Genomic DNA, 23,888 nt, shown 5'->3' on the forward strand with positions numbered 1-23,888 from the left:
CGGGGCGCAAACGGATGTCCTGGGCCCGGCAAGGACGCGGCCGGCATCCGCCGCGACCGATGCCCATGGCCCCGGTTCTTGGCGGCGGCACCCGGGGCGGCGCGAGCGGAGTGGCGCGAGGCGCGGCCAAGGGCACCTCGGTTTCCCCCGGATTGGCGGCGCGCGGTCCCGATTGCAACCGGGCGGGCGTCACGGTCTGCTCGGCGCGGCCACCAAGGGTGCCAGGGCATTGCGCAACCGTTCGCTTTCGGCCAGCAGGGTCGAACTGCGGCTGACCAGACCCAGGCGATCGAACTGCCGCGCGATATCGGCTGGTTCGGGCCTTGCTGCGGGCCGGGTCGCTTCGGGCTCGGCGCCGGTCCCGGAGAGAGCTGCCGTCGCAGTCAGGTCGTCGCGGCCCCCGGTGCCAGCCGCCTCCGCCGCCGGCAGACCGGGCGACGGTGGTTGACCGTCCCCGTTGCCCACGGGCCTGTCCCCTGGGCTGGGGTCGGGCGGGTTCGGCCCCAGGGACGGGGCGGTCGAGACCCCGCCCTGGATTTCGGATGAAACCCCCGTGGCGAACCGGCCTGACGGTTCGGGTTCTTGCGGGGCCGGCGCGGCGCCCGGGCCGGGGCGCCCGGCGTCGGGACCGCCCGTCTCGATCCCTGGCGCGCTGCCGGTTCGGGGGGCGGGCGGGGCGTCGGTTTGCAGGTCCCGTGCGATTTCGGCATGGCCGGGCGCGCGCCCCAACAGATCCCCCAGGTCGCCGGGCAAATCCGCCGATGGGCCGCCAGCGGCGGAAAGGCTCTCGACCAATGGCCAATCGCCGGCCGCGATGGCGTTGCGCAGGGCCTGGTCGGGGATGCCCAAAGCCGCGAACTCTGCCGCCGCCCCCGCGCTATCACCCAGCCGGGCAAGCGCCGCCGCACGGATCTGGCGGGACACCGTGTCATCGTGCCCTTGCAGGCGATCCAGGGCCTGCCGTGGCTCGCCCTCGGCCAACGACGCGCGAGCGAGCATATGCGCGGCATCGGGCGACGGGTCGGTCCCGACCAGATCCGCGACGGGCGTCACCAACCCCAGGTCAATGAGCCGGCCGGCCAGAGCCAGGCGGGTGTCGCGGCTCAGGGCCCGATCGCGCCAATCTTCGCGCGCCAGAACGCTTTGCACGATCCCGAGGTCGCTGCCGCGCCGGGCCAGATTGTTCCAGACCTCGTCGCGCAACTGGTCCAGCAGGCGGCGGTTTTCACCGGTCTCGGCCATCCATCGTTCCAGTCGATCCAGCGTCGCAAAGGCATCCTCGCTCATGCCCGAGCGGGCCTGAACCCGCAGGATCGACGCCATGAGGGCCGGACCGCTGTCGCTGTTCCTCTCGGTCGCGGCCAGCGCGGAGGCGTCCTCCAGATACGGCGCCGGCACCGCGGCCTGTGTTTCCAGGGCCAGGTCCAGGCGTGCCTGAACGTCGGGCGGGTCGTCACGATTGTCATGTTCCAGCCGCAGCAGCGCGTCGGCGCTGTAGCCGCGCGCCCGGTCCAGCATCGCCTGCAGCAGCCCGCCGTCCGAGGGCGGGAACCAAGGCGATCGGGTCACGCTGTCGGCGACCACGCGCGCCGCATCGATGGCACCGGACTGTGCCAGGATCTCGACCATTCGGGCACCGAGAAGCGCGCGCAGCACCCCTGGCAGGCGGCTGAAGGTCAGCGAAAGCGGGGTTGCCAGGTCGGGGCTTGCCTGGATCGGGGCGCCGGCCAGAACCGCCATCACCGCGGCAACCCCACCGCAATCGGCGCTTTGCGCCAGTCGCATTCGCGAGTTCGAGGCACGATCCTCCAGCACGTCTGCCATGCCCAGCGCAAGGTCGCGGCCAGCGACAGGGTCGGGGGCGTTTTCCAGCAGGGCACGGGCTTCGGCCCCGAAACCGGAGGCGAGATAGAGGGTGATAAGGTCCAGCCGGGCCTCGGGATCGGGTTGGTCGAATTCCGCAAAAAGGGATCGGGTCAAGCGGCCATAGGTTTCGGAAAACCCATCGTCGCCAAGATCGAGAAGGGTGTCGAGGATCTCTGCCCCCTGGCAGGTGGCGGCCAACCGGGCCGGGGCCGGGGCATCGGGATCGGGGCGGTCCAGAACGGAGGCGATGCGCATGTTTTCCGGAAGGGCGGCGGCGGGCGCATTGTCCGACGCCAGCAAGACGCCCGGTTCCGCGCGCTCAGGGGCGGGATCGAGCAGACCTTGCCCCAACGCCCGCGACAGGCTGAGGCCGAGATCGCGTGCGAGCGACTGCAATTGCGGCTGCGGCGCGGGTGTCGGAGCCGGCGCGGGTTGCGCGGCCAGGCTTTGCGCGAAGGCGCTGCCGGCCGCGCGCGCGGTATCGATGGGATCAATCACCACGCGCGCGTCGGGCACGGGGCGCGGTGGTGCCGGTGGCGTGGCCACCGCCGCGATGGGGTCCGTCGGCGCATCGCGAAGGTCGAGGATGACCAACCCTGGCCGATCTTCCCACGCGCGCAGTGCGCAGTCACACGCAAGGGTCAATTGCAGCCGGTTCCCCTGCGCCGCGGCGGCGGCGAGACGGGTGCGCGGAATGCGGGCGAAGAGGCGGGACAGGTCGAACGTGGCGTCAGCGGGGGCGAGGACGATCCCCCGTTCCGTTCCCGTGCCGGACAGGCGCCAGCCGGTTCCGGCCGGCATCTGCAGCACAAGCCTGGTGAAATCCGCGTGCTCGCCGGCACTGACCGGCACGACCTGGGCCAGCGCGGACTGGGTCAAGGTCAGCCAGAACAGCAGGGCGGCGAGCCAGCGCATCAGGCCGCCTCGCGCTTCAGGTTGCGCATGGCTTCTTCGAGGTTGCCGTAGCTGGGCCGGACGTGGTGCGGGGTGTTCTGGCGGCCGACCTCGATGCACATGTTGGCCGGATGGTTGTGTAGGTTGGCGATCAGAACCTCGCGGATCAGCTTGTAGAAATGCGAGTCGTCCTCGACCACGGCGCGCATCTTGGCGGCGAAGGGACCGACGAAACCATAGGCGATGAAGACCCCCAGAAAGGTCCCGACGAGCGCGCCGCCGATCAGACCGCCCAGCACTTCGGGCGGCTGGTCGATCGCGGCCATGGTCTTGATGACGCCCAGCACGGCGGCGACGATGCCCAGCGCCGGAAGGCCGTCGGCGACCGTCTGCATGGCATGGCTCGAATGCAGCGCGTGGTGCAGCGTCGATTCCATCCGCTTGTCCAGCACCTCCTCGACCTGGAGCGGGTCGTCGTAGCTGAGGGTGATCGAGCGCAAGGTGTCGCAGATCAGTTCGACGGCCTCGTGGTCTTTCAGGACCTTCGGATAGCGGCCGAAGATGTCCGATGTTTCGGGGGCCTCGATGTGTTCCTCCAACGCGACCGGGTTCTGCCGCGCCAGCCGGATAAGTTCGAACAGCAGGCACAGAAGGTCCTGATAATCGGCGGGTTTCCAGTTCGCGCCCTTGAAGACCTTGCCGATATCCTTGATCGTCTGCTTGACCCCGGCGCCGTCGTTGGCGATCAGAAAGGCCCCGATCGCCGCGCCCATGATCATCGTCAGTTCGAAGGGCAGCGAATGCAGGATGATCCCGAAATGGCCCCCGGCAGCGACATAGCCGCCAAACACCATCACGAAGACGACGACGATGCCTATGATGCCGATCATGAAACGCTCCGTTCCTGCTTTGGGCCAATCTGGCGTGGGAACCTTAAGAAAGCCTCACCGCCGGTCCGTCATTCGCGCGGAACCAGGGCATTGCGTCCGGCGAGGATCGCGCTGAACCCGTAGGCCTGCCTGGGATCCAGTCCGGCGAGAATCGCCGCCGCGCTGGTGGGGGACAGCCGTCCCAGGAAGCCCGCCGCGAATTCGGGGTCCATCTCGGAGAAGACGGCGGCCGCCTGTTCGGGTTCCATGGCTTCGAACACGCTGACCAGGCGGGCGATATCGTCCTCGGCCGCGCGATCGGCCTGCGCCATGGTGGCCGAGAGTTCGGCCTCGGCACTTTGAAGTGCGTCGATCTGGGCCTGCACCCGCTGCTGCGCGGCCGCGAGGAGCGCCTCGCGTTCCTGCAGATCGGCTTCGCGCTGGTTGACGCTGCGCTCGCGCTCGCGGATTTCCAGCGTCAGTTGCGCGTCGCTCACAGGGCTGGAGCGCAGAGCCGCCACCGCGGGGACCGGGTCTTGCGCCATCGCCATCCCCAGGCCCGAAACCGCGCGCAGGCCCGCGGCCAACACGAACAGCGCCGAAAGGGCCGGCAGGACGCGTGCGCGGCGCGCGGGACGCGGGCGGCGGCGCCGGGACAGGAGGGGGGCCATCAGAACGCTCCCGGCCCTTGCCGTCTGCGCAGGACCCGCGCGCGCGTCGGCGCCGCACCGTGGTCGTCGTCCTGCGGTTCGGGCGCAGTCTGGCGGGGGGCGGCGTCCGTCGGCCAGGGCGAGGGAGGGCGCGCCGTCGTGTGGGTCCCCCGGTCCTCGGGGAGGTCATGCATCGACGCGACGAGCAATTCCAGCTTTCGCGCGACGGTTTCGGCGCGGTCCACCTGCCCGTCCAACCGCCCGCCGACCCGCCCGGCCGTTTCCTGCGCCACGGTCAGCGACCGGGCCAGCGCGTCCACTTGAGCGGAGAGGACCGCGATCGCGCTGCCGACCCCGCCTTCCAGGGTGCCCAGGGCTTTGAGCCGGCGGGACAGGATGGCGCAGTAGATCGCGGCCCCCAGGGCGGCGGCGGTCAGCAGAAGATCGGAGAGATAGGTCATCGCAAGCCCCTCAGTTGAAAACGAATTCCATGACCAGCAGGTCGTTGACCATGCCCGGTCCGGTGACGATCTGGACCCGGCGCAGCATCTGCGCGCGCAGGCGCAGCAGCGCGGCCGGCTCTTGCAGTTCATGCGGGTCCAGCGCGCGCAGATAGATGTTCAGCACATCCATGATTCGCGGCATCAGGTGCTGCACGTCACCTTCGTTGCCCGAGGGGACCTCGAGCTGCGCGGAAAACCGCAAGTGCCGCGATTCGGCGCGCGGCCCCATGTTCACCGTGATCGGATCGAGCGGCACAAATCCCACATCGCCGGAATGCCCGGAGTCCCCGGAGCTGCCGCCATGGCTCGCCGCCGCAGGGTCAGGCGTGCCGTGTTCCGGCGTGGCGCCATGCGATCCCGCCGATCCGGCGCCGCCGGGCAGCAACGAATCGATCAGCCCCGCATAGGTCGCGTAGAATCCGCCGCCCGCGCCGGCCAAGGCCAGGACCAGCCCCAGAATCAGCGGAAGTTTCGACGATCTGGCCGGGGTTTCAGCGGTTGCGGCGGCGTTGGACATGGCGGCGGGACCCTGTGCAGTTTCCTGTTCTCTCCGCCGGTTTTCGCATGATCTGGCTAACCGATTGTTAATCGAAACGGGTCAAGGATCGCCTCATCGGGACAGAAGGTCCACGAGGGGGATACGCATTGGAACAGCTGCTGTCAGTCTGGAACGCCCTGGAACCGCGCCGCCGGCTCCTTGCGGTCGGCGCGACGGTCGGGGTCTTCGTGGCCGTGCTCATGTTGGCGCGTCTGGCCACCACGCCGGGCCTGTCGCTGCTCTATTCCGGGCTTGAGGGGGCGCAGGCGGGCGAGGTGATCCAGGCGCTCGATCAGCGTGGCATCGCCTACGAGGTGCGCGGCGACGCGATCTATGTCGATTCGTCGCAACGCGATGAAACGCGGATGTCGCTGGCGGCCCAGGGGCTGCCTGCGAATTCGGCCACCGGATACGAGCTGCTGGACGGTCTGACCGGCTTCGGCACCACCGCGCAGATGTTCGACGCCGCCTATTGGCGCGCAAAGGAGGGCGAACTCGCGCGCACGATCATGGCCAGCCCCCATATCCGCTTTGCCCGCGTGCATCTGGCCCAGGGCACGACGCAGCCGTTCCAGCGCGCGCAGCAGTCGTCGGCCTCGGTCACGGTGACGCCGGCGGGGGTTCCGTTGACGCCGCAACAGGCTCAGGCGCTCCGCTATCTGGTGGCCTCGGCCGTTGCGGGGCTGAGCGCCGAGAATGTCTCGGTGATCGATTCCAACGGCGGGGTCGTGATCGGAGAGGACGCCGGCCCGATGACCCAGGCGAACGACCGCGCGCAGGCCTTGCGGCATAACGTCGAGCGCCTGCTCGAGGCCCGCGTCGGCCCGGGTCGCGCCGTGGTCGAGGTGAATGTCGATACGGTGACCGACCGGGAAACCATTACCGAACGGCTGATCGACCCCAGCCAGCGCGCGGCGGTGTCCCAGGAAAGCGAGGAGCGCAACGCGACGTCCAGCGATTCGGGCGGCGGCGCGGTGACTGTGGCCTCGAACCTGCCGGATGGCGAGGCCGCCCAGAACGGTGGCCAGGCCCAATCGCGCGAGACCCTGTCGCGCGCCCGCACCAGCTGGGAGGTGTCACGCACCAGCCGCGAGGTCGAACGCGGCCCCGGCGCGATTCGGCGGCTGACGGTGGCGGTTCTGATCGACGGCCTGCACGCGGTCGATGCGAACGGCGATCCCCAGTGGCAACCCCGCCCCGATGACGAACTGGCCGCCTTGCGCGAACTCGTGGCCTCGGCCGTCGGCTTCGACGAGGCGCGCGGCGACGTGATCACCCTGCGGTCCCTGCCGTTCGATCTGACCGGCATCGAGGTCGGCACCGCGGGAACGGTGGGATGGTTCGACCGGCTGGGTCTGGACGCGATGGGGCTCATCCGATTGGCGGCTCTGGCGGCGGTCGTGCTGTTCCTCGCGCTTTTCGTGCTGCGGCCGATCCTGCGCGCACCCGCCCGGGGGGACAGCGCCGATCTGTTGCCCGGCCTGTCGCCCCCGCCCCCCGCCGCGGGCCCGGTGCTGACCGGCGAAATCGACGACGAGGCGCCGGGCGCCGCCGCGCTGCGCGTGGCCGAGGATCGCGCCGCGCCCCCCGATCCGGTTGAGCGGATGCGCCAGCTGATCGCGGAACGCCAGGACGAGACGCTGGAAATCCTGCGCAACTGGATGGAAGAACCCGAGGAGCCCCGCTGATGCCCAGTCCCCTGCGACTCGAGGTGTTCGAAACCCCGGACACGCTGGACGGCCCCGCGCTGCTGATGCCCGAGGACATCGAGGACATCCGCCTCAACGCCTATGAACGCGGCTATGTCGCCGGATGGGAAGATGGCGGCACCCAGTCCGCGAGCGATGCGGCCACGCGCCGCGCGGCGGTCGAGCGCCAGGTCGAGCAGTTGACCTTCACCTATCACGAGGCCCGCGGGCATGTGCTCAAGGGGCTCGAACCGCTGTTGAGGGCGATGATCGACGCCGTTCTGCCGGCTGCGGCGCGGGCGTCGGTGGCGCCCGTGGCGATGGAACAACTCATGCCCCTGGCGCTTGCCGCGACCGAGACGCCGATCACCTTGCGAGTCGGGCGCGGCAGTCTTTCGGCCTTCGAAGACGCGTTCGAGGGTCAGCCGCTGCCGCCTCTCACGCTGATCGAAACCGACGATCTGGACGCGGGGCAGGCGGAATTCGCCTTTGGCGCTGCCGAGACCCGGATCGACCTCAGCCATGCCGCCCGCGCGATCGCCGAGGCGATCGGCCGTTTCTACCGCATCCAGTCCGAGGAGACCCGCCGTGCCTGATACCCAATCCGCCCCGAGCACCGCCAGCAACAACCTGGGCCGGGGCGCCTTTACCCAGGTTCCGATCGAGATCACGGTATCCGTCGGCCGCGCGCGGCCCCTGGTCCGCGACCTGCTGCGGCTTCAGCGCGACAGCGTGCTGCCCCTGGACCGCCGTGTCGAGGACCCGGTCGAACTGTTCGTCGGCGACCGCCTGATCGCGCGCGGTGTTCTCGAAGAACTGGAGGGCGAGCAGGCGGGCCAGATGGTCGTGCGGCTGACCGAGGTCGCCGATCTGTCGAACGGGCTGTAGGCGATGCGCCGCGCAGTCGCGATTCTGGCGCTGCTGGCGCTGCTGGTCTGGCCCATCGCCGCATCGGCGCAAGAGGTGACTCTGTCGATGGGCGAGGGGGGCGGGCTGGCGGTCCGCTCCGTGCAGCTCATGGTGTTGCTGACCCTTCTCAGCCTGGTGCCGGGGCTGATGGTCATGGTCACCTGCTTTCCCTTCATCGTCACGGTGCTGGCGATCCTGCGGCAGGCGATCGGGTTGCAGCAGTCGCCGCCGTCGATGCTGCTGACCACGCTGGCGCTGTTCCTGACCTATTTCGTGATGGAACCGGTCTTTACGGCGGCCTGGGACGCGGGTGTGGTGCCGCTTCAGGCGGGGCAGATCGGCGTGGACGAGGCCATGGCGCGCGCGATCGTGCCCTTTCGCGGCTTCATGGCGGCACGCATCGACCCCGACACCTGGCAGGGTCTGGCCACGCTGCGGCCCGACGCGCCCGTCTTTTCGCCCGACGGTCCGCTGTCGGTGCTGGTGCCGTCCTTCCTGTTGTCGGAACTGTCGCGCGCGTTCGAGGTCGGCTTCGTGATCTTCCTGCCGTTCCTCATCATCGACCTGGTGGTGGCGGCGGTGCTGATGTCGATGGGCATGATGATGGTTCCGCCGGCGGTGGTGTCGCTGCCGTTCAAACTGGCGTTCTTCGTCGTGGCGGATGGCTGGACGCTGGTGTCGGCTTCGTTGGTGCGGGGCTATTTCTGACCCGCCGCCGGGCGCGCGCGGCTCAACTCCAGTGCACGTCGCCCAGAAAGATGTATCCCGCGCCATAGATCGTCTTGATCAGGCGCGGGTTCTTGGGGTCCTCGCCCAGCTTCGCGCGCAACCGCGAGATGCGGACATCCATCGCCCGGTCAAAGCTTTCACCGGCCGCGCCGCCCAGGCTTTCCTGCATCTGCGTGCGCGAGATCAGCCGTTTCGGGGCATCCAGGAACAGGCGCAGGACCTCGCCCTCGGCGTGGCTGAAGGGCACCTCGGCGCCGTCCGCGCCGATCAGCACGTAGCGGTCGAACTGGGCCTCCCAGCCGTTGAACCGCGCGATGCTGCCGCCGCTGCCCTGCGCCGGCCGACCCTTGCGCAGGCGGGCACGGATCCGGGCCACGACCTCGGCCGGTTCGAAGGGTTTGATGATGTAGTCGTCAGCCCCCAGTTCCAGGCCTGTCACCCGGTCGTGTGGCGCCGCGCGGCCCGAGATGATGATGATCGTCGCGCCCGATTCCAGCGCCAGGCGGTGCACCAGGGCCAGGCCGTCGCGGTCCGGCAGGCCCAGATCGACCAGACAGACATCGGGCGCGGTGCGTTTCAGCGCCGCCTCGAATTCGGTCGCGCGCGAGTAGCTGGACGTGCGAAACCCGGCCTCGGTCAGCGCATCGGCCAGGATGCAGCGGATTTCGGCCTCGTCGTCGAGGATGGCGACATGGGGTTGGGACATGGGGCTCCTATGGGGCGAACGTCCGGGCCGTCGGGCCGTGCAACGCCGCGTCCAGATCATCCGGTTCGAAGGGTTTCTGCAAGACCCCGAATTCGGCGGCGGCGGCGGCATGGAGGGAATCGTGGGGCGGCAGCGAGGTCATCAGCAGCGACGGCAGGGTCGGCCGCGCCGCGCGCAACTGGCGCAACAGCGCGAGCCCCGTGGCCTCGCCCGGAAGCTGGATGTCGGACAATACGGCGCCGATCTCGGGGATCTGGGACAGGGCCAGTGCGTCGCTGGCGGTTTCGGCTTCGATCACCTGATGGCCCAGGCCGACCAGGATCTCGCGCACATGGGTGCGGATCTCGGGGCTGTCTTCGACCAGCAGAACCAGGCGCGACTGGTTGGGCGCCGGATCGGCGGCGGGCCGCAGGGGCAGGCGCAGCGTGACGCGCGCGCCGCCGGCGGTCCGGTTCGACAAGCGCACCGATCCGCCGGCAAGCGAGGCCTGGTCGAACACCATCGCCAGCCCCAGCCCCGAGCCCTCGCCGCCCTTGGTGGTGAAAAAGGGATCGAGGCCGCGCTTCAACGCTTCGTCGGAAAACCCGGGGCCCGTGTCCTCGACCGTAAGCTCCAGCCAGGTATCGCGCACGCGACGCGCATCCAGACGGACCGTGCCGCCAGTCTGGCTGGTTGGCGCCGTGGCCGACGCGCGGCCGGCCGTGCCGCAGATCGCGTCGCGCGCGTTCAGGATCAGGTTGAGCAACGCATCCTGAACCGCGCCCGGGTCCAGCATCATGCGCGGCAGGCCCGGCTCCAGCGCGATCTGCAGTCGGGTGCCCTCGGGCAGGGACGGCGACGCCATCATGCGAAGGTCGTCGAGCAACGCCTCCAGATCGACCGGCTCGGGCCTGAGGGCGCGCTCGCCCGAGATCTCGCCGATCCGTTGCAGCAAGGTGCCGCCGCGTCGGGCCGCGGCCAGCGTCGCGCGCACCGCCTCGGCCGCCTCGTGGTCCAGGCGCGGATCGCGCGCCAGTTTGCCCTGCAAGCCCAGGATGATCGTCAGCAGATTGGCGAAATCATGCGCCAGCCCCGAGGTCAGCTGCGCCGCCAGCTCGCGTTTTCGGGTCTGCATCAGGGCCGCGCGGGCCTGCGTTTCGGCGGTGATGTCGGTGGACAGAAGGTAAATGCCGCCCGGCCGGCCATCGAGATCGGGGGTCAGCGCGACCCGCAAGCGCCGGCCGCTGTCTTCGTGGGTGATCTCGCAGACCGCCGGCTCACCCGCCAGGGCGCGCTGCATCGGCGGCAGGATGCGCGCGAAGGTGCCCGGGCCCAGCGCAATCGAGGCATGCAGCCCGACAACGTCACCGGGGGCGCCGGGGATCAGCGCCGACAGGTGTTTGTTCGAATAGGTAAAAACCAGATCGCGGTCCAGGTGGGCGATATGCGCGGGCGCCATCTCGGTCATCAGGCGGGTGCGCGCTTCGCTTTCGGTCAGTTCGCGCTTGGCCTCTTGCAGCGCCGCGTTGGCCGAGGCGAGCGCCCGGTTCGCCAGACCGAGGCGCTCTGCATGGGCCAGAACCTGATCCGAGAGTTCCTCGGACCGGGCACGCAGCAATTGTTCCTGGACCTTGATTTCGGTGATGTCGGTATAGACCGTGACCCAGCCGCCCTGGGCCAGCGGCGCGCCTTCGACCGAGATCCAGCGCCCGTTGGCGCGCTGACGCTCCATGTAGTGCGGCTGAAAGGCGCGCGCGGTCTCGACGCGCTGGCGGACGGCCTCGGCCGGGTCGCTTTGCGGGCCGTATTCCCCGGCCTCGACCAGATAGCGGATCGTATCCTCGAACGAGGCGCCGCGCGCGACCAGGGCATCGGGCAGGCCGAACATGGCCTGATAACGGGGGTTGCAGACCGCCAGTTTCAGGTCGCTGTCGAAGATCGACAGCGCCTGCTGGATCAGGCTCAATCCGGCGCGGGTCAGCTTTTCGATCGGCTCGGCGTGCATGGGCGCAACTTAGCGCCGGCGCCGGCCGCTAGTCCAGCGTTTCGCCGGGGTCGATGCCCCAGACCATACTGCGTTCGACCCACCCCGAGGTGCCGTCCACCGTCATTTCGCACCAGTCCGGGTTGCATTCGGAAATCCGCCCGACGACCCCGCGTTCGAGCTGCGCGACCTCGGGGGCGTTGGCCGCGGGTCGGGTGCGCATCGGCGCCATGTCCGTGGTGATGAGCAGCGTGCGCACGCCCGACAGCATCTGGAAACTGATCCACCCGCCCTGGCCCTCGGAATCCTCGACCCGGCGCCAGCGGTCGAATTCGCCAGTGACGCGCAGCGGCAGGTCGCGCAGGTTGTAGACCCAGTCGATGCGGTGGCTGTCCGATGGGCCGCGGCGCGCATAGGTGCGCGAGGACTTGAGCGACACATAGCGCGGCAACGGCAGCCCGGTTTCCGGCCCGACCGAGGGGTCGGCCGCCCCGGACCGTTCGGCCGGGTCTTCTCCGGTTTGGGCCAGGGACTGGTCCGGCGTCTGGCCCCGGGCCACCGTCCCGGTGCCCAGCAACAGCGCCGACAACGCGGCGATGGCGATTGCCCGTTTCATCCTGTCCTGCCCGGCCCGCTTGCGCGGTCCTGTTGTCGCCAGCGGCCCCCGGGTAATTTTATTTCGTGCCGGGGTGCGCGGATGGCTTGTGCCTCGGTTCGCTCTGGGTCACTTTGCCAAAAAACGGGCCGCGATGAAAGGCCCCCGATCGAAGACACCGGAGGTTCCCATGCCCCTCAAGCGTTTGCATGTCGTCGTCACCCGGCGCCTGCCCGATCCCGTGGAAACGCGGCTGAAGGAGCTGTTCGACGCCGAATTGCGCGACGACGACACCCGGATGAGCCGCGAGGACCTGGTCGAGGCGATGAAACGCGCCGACGTTCTGGTGCCGACGGTAACCGACTCGATCGACGCGGCGCTGCTGGCGCAGGCGGGCGAGCGGCTGAAACTGATCGCGAACTACGGCGCGGGGGTTGACCACATCGACGTGCAATCTGCCCGCCAGCGCGGGATCCTGGTGTCGAATACGCCGGGCGTGGTGACCGAGGATACCGCGGACATGACGCTGGCGCTGATGCTGGCCGTGACCCGCAAGATTCCCCAGGGCCTGGCCGAGATGCAGGCCGGCGACTGGCGCGGCTGGTCGCCGATGGCGCATCTGGGCGGTCGGATCGGCGGCAAGCGGCTGGGCATTCTGGGGATGGGCCGGATCGGCCAGGCGGTGGCGCGGCGCGCGCAGGCCTTCGGGATGCAGATCCACTATCACAACCGCCGGCGCCTGCGCCCCGAGGTCGAGGGCCCGCTGGAGGCGACCTACTGGGAAAGCCTCGACCAGATGGTCGCGCGCATGGACGTGATCAGCATCAACTGCCCGCACACGCCCTCGACCTTTCACCTGATGAACGCACGGCGGCTGAAGCTGATGAAACCCTCGGCGGTGATCGTCAACACGTCGCGCGGCGAGGTGATAGACGAGAACGCGCTGACGCGGATGCTGCGCGCGGGCGAGTTGGGCGGCGCCGGTCTCGACGTTTTCGAACACGGCCACGAGATCAATCCGCGACTGCGCGAACTGTCGAATGTCGTGCTTTTGCCGCATATGGGGTCGGCCACGCTCGAAGGGCGGATCGAGATGGGCGAAAAGGTCATCCTGAACATCAAGACCTTCGCCGACGGCCACCGGCCGCCGGATCAGGTGCTTCCCGGGATGCTGTAACGCCTGTGGCAAGCGCCGGGAGGGTTTTCCACCCTCCCGGACCCTCCCGGAGGATATTTGCAGCACAAAGAAGGGCCGCGCCACCAAAGGGTCAATCGCCCTGTCGGGGCCTGAAATACCCCTTGGGCACAAGGCTGAAAGGCGAGGGGGGGCAGCGCCCCCCCGGTGTTTGTTTCAGCGTTTGGGCCGCGTCGGGCGATGGTCGCCGCCGGTCGGGCGGGGCTTTCGATCCGGGGCCTTCTTGCCTTTGGGCGGGGCCAGGCGGGCCGAGGGATTGCGCGCGGCCTCGGGATCGATCCGGGGGCGGGCGGGTTTCGCCGGCCGGTCGGCCGCGGTCATGTCCCTGGCGGGCGCGTCCTTGCCGCGCCTGTCATCGCGCGCGGGGCGCTCGGCGGTGTATTTCGCAAATTTGCGCGCCGGGCCCGCGTCGTCGCCGCGTTTGGGTGCGCGCGGTTTGCGGGTGCTGTCGTCGCCCTTGGGGCTGTAGGGACGCTTGGCGCCGGGCGCGTCGCCTTGCGCCTTGCGGTCGCGCGGCGCGTAGGGCCGTTCGGCGCTGCGTTCGCCGGCGGCGCGTTCCTCACGCGGGCGATACGCGGGTTTGGGGCGATCCGCGCTGTCCTCACGCGCGCGATAGGCGGGCTTGGGGCGATCGGCGTTGTCCTCACGCGGGCGATACGCGGGTTTGGGACGATCCGCGCTGTCCTCGCGTGGGCGATAGGCGGGTTTGGGGCGATCCGCGCTGTCCTCACGCGCGCGATACGCGGGTTTGGGACGATCCGCGCTGTCCTCACGCGCGCGATAGGCGGGTTTGGGACGATCCGCGCTGTCCTCACGCGCGCGATAGGCGGGTTTGGGGCGATCCGCGCTGTCCTCGCGGCGGGGCGGGCGGCTGTCGCCGTCCGGGCGCGGTGCGCGGGCCGGACGCTCGGCATCGTCGCGACGGGGCCGCGGGGCAGGGCGCTCGCCCTCGGGCGGGGCGTCGGCACGGGTCACGGGGATGCCCTGCTCCAGCGCCATGTCCTCGCCCAGGGCGTTGAAGAAGCGGTCCGCGCAATCGTCATGCAGTTGCGCCAGGGTGTGATCGTCGTAGATGCGGATCGCCCCGATGTCGGCCTTGGTCAGCTGGCCGGCACGGCACAGCATCGGCAGCAGCCAGCGCGGTTCGGCCCGTTCGTTGCGACCGACGCCCAACCGCACCCAGAAGCTGCGTTCGAATTCTGCGCGGGCGCGCGGCTTCGGGCCGTCGGCGCTGACCGGCACCACGTCCTCGGGCGCCGAGCGGGCCGCGAAATAGAACCGCGAGACGGCCGCCGCCAGTTCGCGCGCGGTGAAGCGTTCGGCCAGCATGGCGATGGTGTCGGCCTCGTCCGGGGTTTCCGGCGCGGTCAGTGCGGCGTCGGTGAGCAGCCGTTCGGCATCGCGGGCGGACACTTCGGCCGCGGTGGGTGCCGGGCCCCAGTCGGCCTCGACCCCGGCCATTTTCAGCAGGCGCTCGGCCTTGCGCTGGGCCGCGGTCGGCACCACCAGCACGCTCACGCCCTTCTTGCCGGCGCGCCCGGTGCGGCCCGAACGGTGCAGCAGCGTTTCCTTGTTGGTGGGCAGGTCGGCGTGGATCACCAGTTCCAGCCCCGGCAGGTCGATGCCGCGCGCGGCCACATCGGTTGCCACGCAGACCCGCGCGCGCCCGTCGCGCATCGCCTGAAGTGCGCGGGCGCGTTCGTCCTGCGCCAGTTCGCCCGACAGCGGCACCACCGGGAAGCCGCGGTTCAGGAACCGGGCGGTCAGGTGGTTCACGGCGGCGCGGGTCTTGCAGAAGACCAGGGCGTTGCGGGCCTCGTAAAAGCGCAGGGTGTTGACGATGGCGTGTTCGGCATCCTCGGCGGCGACCACCATGGCGCGATAGGCAATGTCGCCATGCTGTTCGCGCGGCGCGGCCGTTGCCAGGCGCTGCGCGTCGCGCTGATAGGTTTGCGCCAAGCGTTCGATCTCGCGCGAGACGGTGGCCGAGAAGAGCAGCGTGCGGCGATCCTCGGGCAGGGCTTGCAGGATGAATTCAAGATCCTCGCGAAAGCCGAGGTCGAGCATCTCGTCGGCTTCGTCCAGAACCACGGCGCGCACGGTGGTCAGGTCGATCGTCGAGCGTTCGATATGGTCGCGCAGGCGCCCCGGGGTGCCGACGACGATGTGCGCGCCACGTTCCAGCGCCCGGCGTTCGGTGCGGATGTCCATCCCGCCGACGCAACTGGCCAACACCGCGCCCGCCGGGCCGTAGAGCCATTCGAATTCGCGGCGGACCTGCAAGGCAAGCTCGCGGGTCGGCGCAATGACCAGCGCGCGGGGGGTGTCGGGGGGCGGCATCTGGTCGCCCTCCATCAGCAGGTCACCGGCCATCGCCAGGCCAAAGGCCACGGTCTTGCCCGAGCCCGTCTGTGCCGAGACCAGCAGGTCCTTTCCGGTCAGGGCAGGGTCGAGCATGGCCTCCTGCACCGGCGTCAGGGTGTCATAGCCCTGTTCGGCGAGCGCGGTCGCCAGAGGAGCGGGCAGAGAGGGCAGGGCGGAGGTCATGGGAATGTCCGGCATATAAAGAGAAGCCGCCCCAATACGCCCGGGCGGCGGCGCTGTATAGGGGAGAATAGCAAGACAGGCACGGCCCGGCCAAGCCAATACAGGGGCGAAGGGGGCTTGCGGGGGCAATCGACGATCGAAAACGACGAACGCGGGTCTTTTCGGCGCGTCCCGGCCCGCCGTTTCGCGGTCATGTGGTGGGCGTGGGGCGCGGCCCGGCTTGGCAAGCTGGGGCCGGGGCTGTATCCCCTCGGCAGGGGTGCAAAGTGCGCGCACCGGGGAGAATGGCGCGGGGGGCGGGCTCTGGGTGCGGGTTGGAATGTGGCGCTGTGGGGCTGGTGGGACACGCCGATCGCGGGCCATGACGCGGTTCCAGCGGACGCGGCGATCTGCGATTTTTCGAACATGATCCCCTGGAAATAGCCCATCAGGGCGCAAGAAATGATCGTTTTCTGCCATAGGAGACCCTGTGATGGTCAAAGACCCTCTATTGTCAGGCAAACCCGGAATTGTTGAATTCGTGCAGGTTCCGGCAATGACCTACCTTGCCATCGAGGGGCAGGGCGCGCCCGGGGACGCGGCCTACAGGTTGGCGGTCGGGGCGCTCTATCCCCTGGCCTATGGCGCGCGCTTCGCCGGCAAGGTGCGGGGGATCGACGAAAAGGTCGGGCCGCTGGAGGGGCTGTGGTGGGCCGACGACATGACCGCGTTTCTGTCCGGTCGTCGCGAAGACTGGCGCTGGCGGATGATGATCCGGGCGCCGTCGTGGCTGGATGAGGTCGCGTTCCAGGGCCTGCGCGTTGCCGCCCGGCAGAAAAAGGCCATGGACAGCGCGCGAATTGCGGCGCTGGACCAGGTCGCGCTGACCACGCTGGACGAGGGGGCCTGCGTTCAGGCGCTGCACGTCGGCCCCTATGCCGACGAAGGCCCGCTGATCCAGAGAATGCACGCCGAGGCGGCGGCGCGGGGCCGGGCGCTGAGAGGGCGCCACCACGAGATCTATCTTTCGGACCCGGCGCGGGTCGCGCCCGAGCGGCTGAAGACGATTTTGCGCCAGCCTGTCACTTGATGCACGCATAGGGGGGAGCGGTGGCGGGTTTTTCCCCCTTGACGGTTTTCGGGCGGCTCTGCCCCCTGGGAACCGTCCGTGTCCCGGGGAAAAACAGCGCGCGCCGGATCTCTCCGACGCGCGCGCCTCCTCCGGTGGCCGTTTGGGTCCTCCTCCCGCGCGGCCCGGGTGTTCCTCAGCCTTTGGCGATCAGTTCGGCCTGTTTCACGATCACCTCGGCCTGCTTCATCGAGGCGATGTCGATCAACTTGCCCTTGTAGGTCGTGGCGCCCTGGCCATTCGCCTTGGCCTCTTCCATCGCGGCCAGGATTGCGCGGGCGTCGGCCACGGCAGCGTCCGACGGGGTGAAGACCTCGTTCGCCAGTGTGACCTGCTTGGGGTGGATCGCCCATTTGCCGACCATGCCCAGCGTGGCCGAACGGCGGGCCTGCGCGCGGAACCCGTCGTCATCCGAGAAATCGCCGAACGGGCCGTCCACCGGCAGCACGCCATGCGTGCGGCAGGCGGCGACAATGGCGGTCTGCGCCCAGTGCCAGGGATCGGACCAATAGGACTGGCCCTCGCGCAGCATGTAGTAGTTTTCCTGCGTGCCCCCGATGCCGGTGGTCTGCATCCCCATCGAAGCCGCGAAATCGGCCGCGCCCAGGCTCATCGCTTGCAGGCGCGGGCTCGAGGCCGCGATCTCTTCGACATGGGCGATCCCGGCGGCGCTTTCGATGATGACTTCGAAGCTGATCGGCCGGGTGCGGCCCCTGGCGCGCTCGATCGCGGTGACGAGCGCGTCCACCGCGTAAACATCGGCCGCGCAGCCGACCTTGGGGATCATGATCTGATCCAGCCGGTCGCTGGCCTGTTCCAGCAGGTCCACGACATCGCGATACCACCAGGGCGTGTCCAGCCCGTTGATGCGCACGCTGAGCAGCTTGTTGCCCCAGTCGATGTCATGCGTCGCGCGGATGACGTTGGCGCGGGCCTGATCCTTGTCCGAGGGGGCGACGGAATCCTCGAGATCGAGGTTGATCACATCCGCCGCCGAGGCCGCCATCTTTTCGAACAGCGCCGTGCGCGACCCCGGGCCGAACAGTTGGCAACGATTGGGACGGGCGGGAGCGGGGGGCTGGATGCGAAAGGACATTCGGGCCTCGGGCAAGGAAATTGCGTTTGGATTGGCGCCTTGGTTATTATCTTGCGCGGGTGGATGCAAGGGGATTCTGCGCCTGCGAGAGGCCCGACATTGCGCCGCGGCAAGCCCCTCGATTGACGCCCCGGCGCGTCGGGTCTATGCGATGCGCTGGCCCTTGCAGCAAGGAAACCCCATGTCCGAGACCGCCGTGAAGCCCGTGAACCAGAAGATCCGCTTCTGGATTGTTCGCCTGGCCTTTCTTGCCTGTGTGCCACTGATCGTTCTGGCGCGTCCGATCTGGTCCGACTGGTCGCTGGCCACGGCCATCCTGCGGTCGCTGGGCACGCTGATGCTGGTGGCGGGGGTGCTCTACCGGGTGTGGGCGATCCTGTATATCGGCGGGCGCAAGAACGCCGAGGTGGTGCAGGACGGCCCCTATTCCATGAGCCGCCACCCCCTGTATTTCGGCACGACGCTGGCGATGGCGGGCTTTGGGCTGATGCTGAATTCGCTGGTTTTCGCGCTGTTGCTGGGCGGGCTGTCGCTGCTGATCCTGTCCGCGACCGCCGCACGCGAGGAACGCTTTCTGCGCGCCGAGTTCGGCGCCGGCTATGACCGGTTCGCCCAGCGGGTGACGACCCGCGTGTTGCCGCGTCTTGCGCTGTTCCACACGGCCGAGACGGTGACCTTCAAGCCGCGGATCCTGCGCACGAACATCGCCGATGCGCTGGGCTTTCTGATCCTCATTCCGCTGGTGGCGCTGCTCGATCTGGCGCATGCCTGGGGCCTGCCCAGCCTGTTTTCGATCTTCTGACGGGCCGTGGCAGGGACGCGCACGAAATTTGCGCGCAAACGCTTGCCCTGTGAAGAATCTTCGCCACTTTCCGCTGTGGTGTCGTGATTTTCCAAGGACATTGCGCCCGAGGCGCGGCATTCTTGCCGCCAAATCCCTGCGAGGTCCCTGCGATGATCGAAACCCCCTATCTTCTGTTCCTGGGCGATGCGCCCGACCAACTGGCGGCCAAGGTCGCGCAGGGCATCAAGGACTGGCGCCCGGAATATGCCGTGGGCCAGCTGCGTCTGGAAGGCTGCAAGGCCGACATGGGCGTGCCCGACATGACCCTGGCCGAGGCCAAGGCGGCGGGCGTGAAAACCCTGGTGATCGGCGTCGCGAACCGCGGCGGCGTCATCAGTCAGAGCTGGAAGAAGGTGCTGGTCGAAGCCCTGGAAGAGGGTTTCGACCTGGCCTCGGGGCTGCACAACCTGCTGCGCGACGAGGAGGACCTGGCCGCGGTCGCCCGGGCCACCGGGCGCACCCTGCACGATGTGCGCATCCCCTCAGTGAAATATCCGATCGCCAATGGTGTCAAGCGCACCGGCAAGAGGATGCTGGCGGTGGGCACGGATTGCTCGGTCGGCAAGATGTATACGGCGCTCTGCATGGAGCGCGAGATGCGCGCGCGCGGCATGAAGGCCACGTTCCGCGCCACCGGGCAGACCGGTATCCTGATCACCGGCGGTGGTGTGCCGCTGGATGCGGTGATCGCCGATTTCATGGCCGGCTCGATCGAGTATCTGACGCCCGACAACGACGCCGACCACTGGGACCTGATCGAGGGTCAGGGGAGCCTCTATCACGTCAGCTATTCGGGGGTGACGCTGGCCCTGGTGCACGGCGGTCAGCCGGATGCGCTGGTCCTCTGCCATGAGCCGACGCGCCCCCACATGCGCGGGCTTCCGGGGTATCAACTGCCCTCGATCGAGGCGGTGCGCGATACGGCGCTGGCGCTGGCGCGGGTGGCGAACCCGGCCTGCGTGGCGGTGGGCGTGTCGGTGAACACGCAGCATATGGCGGATGCCGAGGCCCGGGCCTATCTGGCCGAGGTCGAGGCTCGGCTGGGTCTGCCGGCGACCGACCCGTTCCGCTATGGCGCGGCCAAGCTGGTGGACGCGCTGGAAAACCTGTGACGGAGCGTCGGGGGGCTGCCGCCCCCCGAACCCCCCGCCCAAAGGGGGTTTTCCACCCCCTTTGGATACCCCCGAGGATATTTCGGGCACAAAGATGAGAAGGACATGCGCATGATCCGGGTCGAGGCCGAGAGTTTTCGTCTGGCCGAGGTATTCACCATCTCGCGCGGGTCGCGCACCGAGGCGCGGGTTCTGACCGTCCGGATCGAGCGGGACGGGCTGACCGGCCGGGGAGAGTGCGTGCCCTACGCGCGCTATGGCGAGACGATCGAGTCGGTGGCGGCGCAGATCGCGGGCTTGCCGGGCGGGATCGACCGCGACGCGCTGCAATCGGCGTTGCCCGCCGGTGCGGCGCGCAACGCCGTCGATTGCGCGCTGTGGGACCTGGAGGCGAAGCGCCGGGGCACGCGGGTCTGGACCTTGGCGGGGCTGGCCGCGCCGGGGCCCATGGAAACCTGTTTCACGCTGTCGCTGGACACCCCCGAGCGGATGCGCGCCGCCGCCGCGCGGAATGCCCATCGGCCGCTTCTGAAGATCAAGCTGGGCACGCCCGACGACATGGCGCGGCTGGAGGCGGTGCGCGCCGGCGCTCCGAACGCGCGCATCGTCGTCGATGCGAACGAGGGGTGGACGGCCGAGGTCTACTCCGACCTGGCGCCGCATCTGCTGCGCCTGGGCGTGCAGATGGTCGAACAGCCCCTGCCGGCCGGTCAGGACGACCTGCTGGCCGAGATCGCGCGCCCGCTGCCGGTCTGCGCGGATGAAAGCTGCCATGACCGGGCCAGCCTGCCGGCGCTGCGGGGCAAGTATGACATGGTCAACATCAAGCTGGACAAGACCGGCGGGTTGACCGAGGCGCTTGCGCTGCGTGACGCGGCCCGGGCCGAGGGCTACCGGGTGATGGTGGGCTGCATGGTCGGCACGTCGCTGGCGATGGCGCCCGCGGTGCTGGTCGCGCAGGGCGCCGAGGTGGTGGATCTGGACGGCCCGCTGTTGCTGGCCGAGGACCGGGCGACGCCGCTGGCCTATGACGCCGCCGGCGTGCACCCGCCCGAGGCCGCGCTCTGGGGGTGAGCCCTCTTGACGGCGCGCGCCCTTGCGCCGATGAACCGACCAAACCGAATGGAGAGCCTCATGTCCCGCACTGTCTATGTCAATGGCGACTATCTGCCCGAGGAAGAGGCGAGGGTCTCGATCTTTGACCGGGCGTTCCTGATGTCGGATGGCGTCTACGAGGTGACCTCGGTGCTGGGCGGCAAGTTGATCGACTTTGGCGGTCATTTGAAGCGGCTGGCGCGGTCGCTTTCGGAACTGGAGATCCGCAATCCGCTGTCCGATGAGGACTGGCTGGCCATTCACCGCGACCTGGTGGCGAAGAACGCCATCATCGACGGGCTGGTGTATCTGCAAGTCACGCGCGGCGCGCCCGGCGACCGCGATTTCGTCTGGCCCGACCCTGAGACCTGCCCGCCGACGGTGGTTCTGTTCACCCAGAACAAGCCGGGCATGGCCGATAGTCCCGCGGCCAGGGTCGGCATGAAGGTGATCTCGATCGAGGATATCCGCTGGGGCCGGCGCGACATCAAGACGGTGCAACTGCTCTATCCGTCGATGGGCAAGATGATGGCGAAAAAGGCCGGCTGCGATGACGCCTGGCTGGTCGAAGACGGCGCGGTGACCGAGGGGACCTCGAACAACGCCTATATCGTCAAGGGCAACCAGATCATCACGCGGCAGTTGTCGAACGACATCCTGCACGGGATCACCCGTGCCGCGGTTTTGCGCTTTGCGCGTGAGGCCCAGATGGAGGTGGTCGAACGCCCCTTTACCATCGCCGAGGCGCAGGCCGCGGACGAGGCGTTCATCACCTCGGCCTCGGCCTTTGTCATGCCGGTGGTCGAGATCGACGGTGCGGCGCTGGGCGCCGGCACGCCGGGCCCGGTGACCGCGCGACTGCGCGAGATCTACCTGGACGAAATGCGCAAGGCCGCGATCTGATCGGGTTGCGCCTTGGCGGCCTTTGGGTGGATTGGAACGCCCGTTCCCCGGGGATTGTCCACGCGCAGGAAACAAAGACACGCGGGCGCGGGATTGTTCCCGCGCCCGCCTGCTTTTGTCGCGGAAATCAGGCGGCCCGGTCCAGCGCCACGGTGAGATCGGTCGCCGCGTTGAACGTCGAGCCCGCGATTCGCGCCCAGACCTCGCCGCCGACGCTGACCACCGTCTGGTCATTCACCGCGTCATAGGTCGTGACCACGTCGGGCGGTGTCGCGCCGGTATAGGTCACGTTCAGTTCCAGCGAATCCTGGCCCGTGGTGAAGTCGGTGATGACCGCGCCGGTGCCCGTGGTCTCGTTCAGGTGCCCCTCGAGGCGGACCACGTCGAGTCCGTCCCCGGTTTCAACCGTATCCTCGCGGTCGGCAAGGATCGAGTCGTCGTCCTGACCGCCATAAAGGCTGTCCGCACCCGCGCCGCCATTGAGGTAATCGCCGCCTTCGCCCCCTTGCAGGATGTCGTTGCCGGCGCCGCCTTCGAGCGTGTCGATCCCCGCGCCGCCGATCAGCACATCGTTGCCGTCGCCGCCATAGAGCAGGTCGCCGCCGTCGCCCCCGTCGAGCGTGTCGTTGCCGGCGTCCCCGGCCAGCGTGTCGCGGCCGCTGCCGGCCAGCAGCCGGTCATTGCCGCCGCCGCCTTGCAACAGGTCGTTGCCCGCGCCGCCGTCCAGCGTGTCGTCGCCCTCGTCGCCCGCCAACCGGTCGTTGCCGGCCGCGCCCAGCATGAGGTCGTTGCCGCCGCCGCCGGTCAGGGTGTCGTTCCAGTCGCCGCCATCCAGCGTGTCGTTGCCGGCGCCGCCGTCCAGGCTGTCCTGGCCGCCGTTGCCCAGCAGGGAATCGTTGCCGTCACCGCCAAAGAGCGAGTCGTTGCCCATGTCGCCGGTCAATGAATCGTCGCCGGCCTCGCCGAACAGCCGGTCGTTGCCCTGGCCGCCCGACAGCAGATCGTTGCCGTTGCCGCCGTAGAGCGAATCCCAGCCGTTGCCGCCGGTCAGGACGTCGTCCCAGTCGCCGCCGTTCAGCGTGTCCGCGCCGTCGCCGCCAGAGAGGGAATCCCGGCCGCCCTCGCCCCACAGCAGGTCGTTGCCGGCATCGCCCGCGAGCGTGTCGTCACCGCGTTCGCCGCGCAGGAAGTCGTCGCCCAGCCCGCCGTCCACGCTGTCATTGCCGCCGCCGGCATTGACCTCGTCGTTGCCGGCCCCCGCGTCGATGGTGTCGTCGCCGCCAAAGCCGTTGATGAGGTCGCCGTTGTCCGTGCCCGTGAGCGTGTCATCGTCGTTCGTGCCGTCGATCGGTTCGGGCTCGGGCGTGTCCACCGGGTCGCTGGACCCGAAGCCTCCAGCCGCCATCAGCAGCGCAAGCGCAAGAAAAAGTCCGAGAAACGCCATGGCACACCCCCAAAAAATCTACGTCCGGTCACCCGGCGAGCATTGGAAATGGCATGGATGCCGGGGTCAAGGAAACTCGGTCCTGACCGGCTACTTTCAACCGGGGGTGGTGATTTCCGCAGCGCACAGCTTGCAGAACGCGACGAATATTGCAGAGGGGTTACGGACTGTCGCGAAACCGGAAACAACCGTTCCTGATCCGCGAAGAATGCCGAATCGCGACCTCAATCGGCTTTTCCGACATTCTCGGCAAAGCTTTTTTCAAAGGCCTTGAGTTGGTCGCCCGTGGCCTCGCGCTGATGGCGTGCGCGCCATTCGTCGTAGGGCATTCCATAAACGATGGCGCGGGCGTCGTCCTTGGTCAGGGTCAGGCCCTCGTCGGCTGCGGCCTCGCCATACCAGCGGCTCAGGCAGTTGCGGCAGAACCCGGCCAGGTTCATCAGGTCGATGTTCTGCGCGTCGGGGCGGTCGTGCATCAGGTGACGGATCAACCGGCGATAGGTTGCGGCCTCGATGCGGGTGCGGGTGGCGTCGTCCATGGCGGCCTCGTGTCGCTGCTATGCCCCAGAACTGGCCATTCGCGGCCGCGCCGTCAAGCGGACCCTGCCTGTTAGCGTTATCGACAATGCGCCGA

The 23,888-nt window shown here is 68.9% G+C and carries 22 protein-coding genes; 10 read left to right on the forward strand and 12 right to left on the reverse strand.

Annotated features, from left to right (window positions below; all coding sequences use genetic code 11):
* Window positions 1-189 precede the first annotated feature (189 nt).
* The 5 genes from H6900_09025 to H6900_09045 form a co-directional block, all read right to left on the reverse strand.
* Entirely contained in the window at window positions 190-2,781 is a 2,592-nt protein-coding gene (locus H6900_09025) for a hypothetical protein (protein MCC0073418.1), read from the reverse strand.
* Entirely contained in the window at window positions 2,781-3,650 is an 870-nt protein-coding gene (motA, locus tag H6900_09030; GenBank protein MCC0073419.1) for a flagellar motor stator protein MotA, read from the reverse strand. The genes H6900_09025 and motA overlap by 1 nt, the downstream gene beginning before the upstream one ends.
* Before the next feature lie 68 nt (window positions 3,651-3,718).
* Window positions 3,719-4,300, reverse strand: a complete 582-nt coding sequence (locus H6900_09035; GenBank protein MCC0073420.1) for a hypothetical protein — start codon at window positions 4,298-4,300, stop codon at window positions 3,719-3,721.
* Window positions 4,300-4,740 carry a hypothetical protein gene (locus H6900_09040; GenBank protein MCC0073421.1) on the reverse strand — a complete coding sequence of 147 codons (441 nt, stop codon included), beginning with the start codon at window positions 4,738-4,740 and terminating at the stop codon, window positions 4,300-4,302. Before H6900_09040 ends, H6900_09035 begins: the two co-directional genes overlap by 1 nt.
* 10 nt (window positions 4,741-4,750) lie before the next feature.
* Window positions 4,751-5,299, reverse strand: a complete 549-nt coding sequence (locus H6900_09045; protein ID MCC0073422.1) for a flagellar basal body-associated FliL family protein — start codon at window positions 5,297-5,299, stop codon at window positions 4,751-4,753.
* A gap of 128 nt (window positions 5,300-5,427) precedes the next feature.
* Here H6900_09045 and fliF point away from each other — a divergent pair, with 128 nt between their 5' ends.
* From fliF to fliP, 4 genes are read left to right on the forward strand one after another with little or no spacing between them, the layout of a single operon-like run.
* The gene (gene fliF / locus H6900_09050) at window positions 5,428-7,008 is read left to right on the forward strand and encodes a flagellar M-ring protein FliF (GenBank protein ID MCC0073423.1); all 1,581 of its coding nucleotides are present in this window, start codon (window positions 5,428-5,430) and stop codon (window positions 7,006-7,008) included.
* Window positions 7,008-7,604 carry a hypothetical protein gene (locus H6900_09055; protein ID MCC0073424.1) on the forward strand — a complete coding sequence of 199 codons (597 nt, stop codon included), beginning with the start codon at window positions 7,008-7,010 and terminating at the stop codon, window positions 7,602-7,604. The genes fliF and H6900_09055 overlap by 1 nt, the downstream gene beginning before the upstream one ends.
* Window positions 7,531-7,896, forward strand: a complete 366-nt coding sequence (locus tag H6900_09060; GenBank protein MCC0073425.1) for a FliM/FliN family flagellar motor switch protein — start codon at window positions 7,531-7,533, stop codon at window positions 7,894-7,896. Before H6900_09055 ends, H6900_09060 begins: the two co-directional genes overlap by 74 nt.
* Window positions 7,897-7,899: 3 nt before the next feature.
* Window positions 7,900-8,625, forward strand: a complete 726-nt coding sequence (fliP, locus tag H6900_09065) for a flagellar type III secretion system pore protein FliP (protein ID MCC0073426.1) — start codon at window positions 7,900-7,902, stop codon at window positions 8,623-8,625.
* 22 nt (window positions 8,626-8,647) lie between these two features.
* On the opposite strand, the gene H6900_09070 is transcribed toward fliP, so the two are convergent.
* Genes H6900_09070 through H6900_09080 form a run of 3 tightly spaced genes read right to left on the reverse strand, consistent with a single transcriptional unit; the run spans window position 8,648 to window position 11,931 of the window.
* Window positions 8,648-9,352, reverse strand: a complete 705-nt coding sequence (locus H6900_09070; protein ID MCC0073427.1) for a response regulator transcription factor — start codon at window positions 9,350-9,352, stop codon at window positions 8,648-8,650.
* Between the two features lie 7 nt (window positions 9,353-9,359).
* Window positions 9,360-11,336: a PAS-domain containing protein gene (locus H6900_09075; GenBank protein MCC0073428.1), complete on the reverse strand. Its 1,977-nt coding sequence runs from the start codon at window positions 11,334-11,336 to the stop codon at window positions 9,360-9,362.
* 28 nt (window positions 11,337-11,364) lie between these two features.
* Window positions 11,365-11,931: a hypothetical protein gene (locus H6900_09080; protein ID MCC0073429.1), complete on the reverse strand. Its 567-nt coding sequence runs from the start codon at window positions 11,929-11,931 to the stop codon at window positions 11,365-11,367.
* Between the two features lie 169 nt (window positions 11,932-12,100).
* On the opposite strand from H6900_09080, the gene H6900_09085 reads away from it, so the two are divergent.
* A complete protein-coding gene (locus tag H6900_09085) occupies window positions 12,101-13,087 on the forward strand; it encodes a D-glycerate dehydrogenase (GenBank protein ID MCC0073430.1) in 987 nt (328 codons plus the stop codon).
* A 174-nt stretch (window positions 13,088-13,261) separates the two neighbouring features.
* Here H6900_09085 and H6900_09090 read toward each other — a convergent pair whose 3' ends face one another.
* Window positions 13,262-15,652, reverse strand: coding sequence for a DEAD/DEAH box helicase (locus H6900_09090; protein ID MCC0073431.1), 2,391 nt, complete (start codon window positions 15,650-15,652; stop codon window positions 13,262-13,264).
* Between the two features lie 472 nt (window positions 15,653-16,124).
* Between H6900_09090 and H6900_09095 the strand changes: the two genes are divergently transcribed.
* Complete coding sequence (locus tag H6900_09095; GenBank protein MCC0073432.1) at window positions 16,125-16,721, forward strand: GyrI-like domain-containing protein; 597 nt, start codon at window positions 16,125-16,127, stop codon at window positions 16,719-16,721.
* Between the two features lie 175 nt (window positions 16,722-16,896).
* Here the strand turns inward: H6900_09095 and H6900_09100 are convergent, their stop codons facing one another.
* The gene (locus H6900_09100) at window positions 16,897-17,856 is read right to left on the reverse strand and encodes a CoA ester lyase (protein ID MCC0073433.1); all 960 of its coding nucleotides are present in this window, start codon (window positions 17,854-17,856) and stop codon (window positions 16,897-16,899) included.
* A 181-nt stretch (window positions 17,857-18,037) separates the two neighbouring features.
* Between H6900_09100 and H6900_09105 the strand changes: the two genes are divergently transcribed.
* From H6900_09105 to H6900_09120, 4 genes are all read left to right on the forward strand, one after another.
* Window positions 18,038-18,658, forward strand: a complete 621-nt coding sequence (locus H6900_09105; GenBank protein ID MCC0073434.1) for an isoprenylcysteine carboxylmethyltransferase family protein — start codon at window positions 18,038-18,040, stop codon at window positions 18,656-18,658.
* Window positions 18,659-18,810: 152 nt separating this feature from the next.
* Complete coding sequence (locus H6900_09110; protein MCC0073435.1) at window positions 18,811-19,812, forward strand: DUF1611 domain-containing protein; 1,002 nt, start codon at window positions 18,811-18,813, stop codon at window positions 19,810-19,812.
* Window positions 19,813-19,923: 111 nt separating this feature from the next.
* The gene (locus H6900_09115; GenBank protein MCC0073436.1) at window positions 19,924-20,886 is read left to right on the forward strand and encodes a dipeptide epimerase; all 963 of its coding nucleotides are present in this window, start codon (window positions 19,924-19,926) and stop codon (window positions 20,884-20,886) included.
* A 60-nt stretch (window positions 20,887-20,946) separates the two neighbouring features.
* Window positions 20,947-21,810: a D-amino-acid transaminase gene (locus tag H6900_09120; protein ID MCC0073437.1), complete on the forward strand. Its 864-nt coding sequence runs from the start codon at window positions 20,947-20,949 to the stop codon at window positions 21,808-21,810.
* Window positions 21,811-21,937: 127 nt separating this feature from the next.
* Here the strand turns inward: H6900_09120 and H6900_09125 are convergent, their stop codons facing one another.
* Window positions 21,938-23,254 (reverse strand): calcium-binding protein, encoded by a 1,317-nt coding sequence (locus H6900_09125; protein ID MCC0073438.1) that lies wholly within the window; start codon window positions 23,252-23,254, stop codon window positions 21,938-21,940.
* Window positions 23,255-23,478: 224 nt separating this feature from the next.
* Window positions 23,479-23,793, reverse strand: a complete 315-nt coding sequence (locus H6900_09130) for a DUF1244 domain-containing protein (GenBank protein ID MCC0073439.1) — start codon at window positions 23,791-23,793, stop codon at window positions 23,479-23,481.
* Window positions 23,794-23,888 lie beyond the last annotated feature (95 nt).

Source organism: Rhodobacter sp. (genome assembly GCA_020637515.1).
Classification (GTDB): Bacteria; Pseudomonadota; Alphaproteobacteria; order Rhodobacterales; family Rhodobacteraceae; genus Pararhodobacter.

What these genes read in the sequence shown, in the direction of transcription:
- motA (MCC0073419.1), bottom strand. Translation starts at nt 3,650, where the DNA reads ATGATCGGCATCATAGGCATCGTCGTCGTCTTCGTGATGGTGTTTGGC.
- H6900_09110 (MCC0073435.1), top strand. Translation starts at nt 18,811, where the DNA reads ATGATCGAAACCCCCTATCTTCTGTTCCTGGGCGATGCGCCCGACCAA.
- H6900_09090 (MCC0073431.1), bottom strand. Translation starts at nt 15,652, where the DNA reads ATGACCTCCGCCCTGCCCTCTCTGCCCGCTCCTCTGGCGACCGCGCTC.
- H6900_09105 (MCC0073434.1), top strand. Translation starts at nt 18,038, where the DNA reads ATGTCCGAGACCGCCGTGAAGCCCGTGAACCAGAAGATCCGCTTCTGG.
- H6900_09080 (MCC0073429.1), bottom strand. Translation starts at nt 11,931, where the DNA reads ATGAAACGGGCAATCGCCATCGCCGCGTTGTCGGCGCTGTTGCTGGGC.
- H6900_09070 (MCC0073427.1), bottom strand. Translation starts at nt 9,352, where the DNA reads ATGTCCCAACCCCATGTCGCCATCCTCGACGACGAGGCCGAAATCCGC.
- H6900_09115 (MCC0073436.1), top strand. Translation starts at nt 19,924, where the DNA reads ATGATCCGGGTCGAGGCCGAGAGTTTTCGTCTGGCCGAGGTATTCACC.
- H6900_09120 (MCC0073437.1), top strand. Translation starts at nt 20,947, where the DNA reads ATGTCCCGCACTGTCTATGTCAATGGCGACTATCTGCCCGAGGAAGAG.
- H6900_09035 (MCC0073420.1), bottom strand. Translation starts at nt 4,300, where the DNA reads ATGGCCCCCCTCCTGTCCCGGCGCCGCCGCCCGCGTCCCGCGCGCCGC.
- H6900_09055 (MCC0073424.1), top strand. Translation starts at nt 7,008, where the DNA reads ATGCCCAGTCCCCTGCGACTCGAGGTGTTCGAAACCCCGGACACGCTG.
- H6900_09040 (MCC0073421.1), bottom strand. Translation starts at nt 4,740, where the DNA reads ATGACCTATCTCTCCGATCTTCTGCTGACCGCCGCCGCCCTGGGGGCC.
- H6900_09075 (MCC0073428.1), bottom strand. Translation starts at nt 11,336, where the DNA reads ATGCACGCCGAGCCGATCGAAAAGCTGACCCGCGCCGGATTGAGCCTG.
- H6900_09095 (MCC0073432.1), top strand. Translation starts at nt 16,125, where the DNA reads ATGGTCAAAGACCCTCTATTGTCAGGCAAACCCGGAATTGTTGAATTC.
- H6900_09060 (MCC0073425.1), top strand. Translation starts at nt 7,531, where the DNA reads ATGCCGCCCGCGCGATCGCCGAGGCGATCGGCCGTTTCTACCGCATCC.
- H6900_09125 (MCC0073438.1), bottom strand. Translation starts at nt 23,254, where the DNA reads ATGGCGTTTCTCGGACTTTTTCTTGCGCTTGCGCTGCTGATGGCGGCT.
- H6900_09045 (MCC0073422.1), bottom strand. Translation starts at nt 5,299, where the DNA reads ATGTCCAACGCCGCCGCAACCGCTGAAACCCCGGCCAGATCGTCGAAA.
- H6900_09100 (MCC0073433.1), bottom strand. Translation starts at nt 17,856, where the DNA reads ATGTCCTTTCGCATCCAGCCCCCCGCTCCCGCCCGTCCCAATCGTTGC.
- H6900_09130 (MCC0073439.1), bottom strand. Translation starts at nt 23,793, where the DNA reads ATGGACGACGCCACCCGCACCCGCATCGAGGCCGCAACCTATCGCCGG.
- H6900_09085 (MCC0073430.1), top strand. Translation starts at nt 12,101, where the DNA reads ATGCCCCTCAAGCGTTTGCATGTCGTCGTCACCCGGCGCCTGCCCGAT.
- fliP (MCC0073426.1), top strand. Translation starts at nt 7,900, where the DNA reads ATGCGCCGCGCAGTCGCGATTCTGGCGCTGCTGGCGCTGCTGGTCTGG.
- H6900_09025 (MCC0073418.1), bottom strand. Translation starts at nt 2,781, where the DNA reads ATGCGCTGGCTCGCCGCCCTGCTGTTCTGGCTGACCTTGACCCAGTCC.